The sequence below is a fragment of the Natrinema salsiterrestre genome (assembly GCF_029502005.1).
Taxonomy (GTDB): Archaea; Halobacteriota; Halobacteria; order Halobacteriales; family Natrialbaceae; genus Natrinema; species Natrinema salsiterrestre.
Map to the genome: position 1 here is coordinate 1 of NZ_JAMQOT010000025.1, position 742 is coordinate 742.

Annotated in this window: 1 protein-coding gene; it reads left to right on the plus strand. The window is 55.4% G+C overall.

Annotated elements, in window-relative coordinates; all coding sequences use genetic code 11:
• The first annotated feature begins 59 nt into the window (after window positions 1–59).
• The gene (locus NDI89_RS23800; protein ID WP_277525408.1) at window positions 60–734 is read left to right on the plus strand and encodes an IS6 family transposase; all 675 of its coding nucleotides are present in this window, start codon (window positions 60–62) and stop codon (window positions 732–734) included.
• The last annotated feature ends 8 nt before the right edge of the window (window positions 735–742 follow it).

Here is a 742-nt window from a genome sequence, read left to right on the forward strand (position 1 = left end):
GGCAGTGTCTAGTTAGGCCAGCTTGAGAAGTGAGCAGGTCGTAGAGTTTGTTTGGGACAATGCTCGCAGACCTGCTCAGCGAGTGCTACGCGACGGAATTTGATGAATCTTGGGAGCGTGAGCGGACGGCGACGCCCGTCAGGGCGTTCGCCGTCCGGCTCCACGCGACCGGTTGTTCGCTTCGAGAGACACAAGCAATTCTTCGCTCACTCGGCGTTGAACGCTCTCACCAAGCGATCTGGCACTGGGTACATCGGCTGGCTGACAGCGTTCCGGACCCGCCGACGGCGCAGCCGTCGCGGGTCGCAGTTGATGAAACCGCTGTCAAGATTAACGGCGACTGGTCTTGGGTGTACGCTGCAATAGACATAGACTCACGACTAATTCTTGATGTCGCAGTATTCGGACGACGAGGTACCGATCCTGCCGCTGCATTCCTCCATCGATTGACCGAGAAACACGAGCTCGATGACACAGTGTTTCTCGTTGATGGCTACGGCTATCTGACTGCCCTCTCTCGATTAGGATTGGGCGGTCAGCTCGACTATACCGATCGAAACCTGATCGAAAAGTGGTTTCACACCTTCAAGATGCGAGTTGACCGCTTCCATAATTCGTGGGTGGGCAGTCGGGTGAGCGTCAGAGAATGGCTTGAACAGTTCATACACTACTACAACACACAACGACCGCACCAATCACTTAACGAACAGACGCCAGCGGAGGTGCTAAACTAGACAGTGCC